At 63.0% G+C, this 587-nt stretch carries 2 protein-coding genes; both read left to right on the forward strand.

Going from position 1 to position 587, the window contains the following annotated elements; translation table 11 throughout:
- The coding region (locus CH293_RS27610; RefSeq protein ID WP_141217259.1) for a TIM barrel protein at positions 1-484 on the forward strand (484 nt) is incomplete at its 5' end.
- 9 nt (positions 485-493) lie between these two features.
- A partial coding sequence (locus tag CH293_RS27615) for an NAD(P)-binding domain-containing protein (RefSeq protein ID WP_255122945.1) occupies positions 494-587 on the forward strand: 94 nt, incomplete at its 3' end.

The raw sequence follows: 587 nt of genomic DNA on the forward strand, positions 1-587 counted from the left end.
CGCGTTCAACGCGTTGTACGGAAACCGAATCGACGGCACCGATCCCGCCGAGCAGGATCGTGTCGCGGCCGAGAATCTGGCTGCCGCCGGGGCCGCTGCCGCCGAGATCGGCGCGGTCGTGTTGATCGAGCCGGTCAGCGGTGCACCGGCATATCCGCTCCTGACCGCCGACGACGCCGTGGCCGTCATTCGACGTGTCGAGCGCGACCACGACGTACACAGTCTTCGTCTGCTGGCCGATCTGTATCACCTCGACGTCAACGGGGACGACATCACGGCTGCACTCGACAATCACACCGACGTGATCGGTCACGTTCAAATCGCCGATGCGCCCGGCCGTGGAGAACCAGGCACCGGAACAATCGATGTGGCTCGCCACCTCGCCCACCTCGAGCGCTTGGGTTACGAGGGTCGTATCGGTCTCGAGTACAAGGCGACTCGCCCCGACACGTTCTCCTGGCTGACTGTCTCCACTTCCACGTAAGGATTCTCCATGAGCACAATCGCTTTCATCGGTCTCGGGATCATGGGAAGCCCCATGTCCGTTCATCTCGCCGAGGCCGGACACACAGTCGTCGGCTACAACA

Source organism: Rhodococcus sp. 14-2470-1b, assembly GCF_002259415.1.
Lineage (GTDB): Bacteria > Actinomycetota > Actinomycetes > Mycobacteriales > Mycobacteriaceae > Rhodococcoides.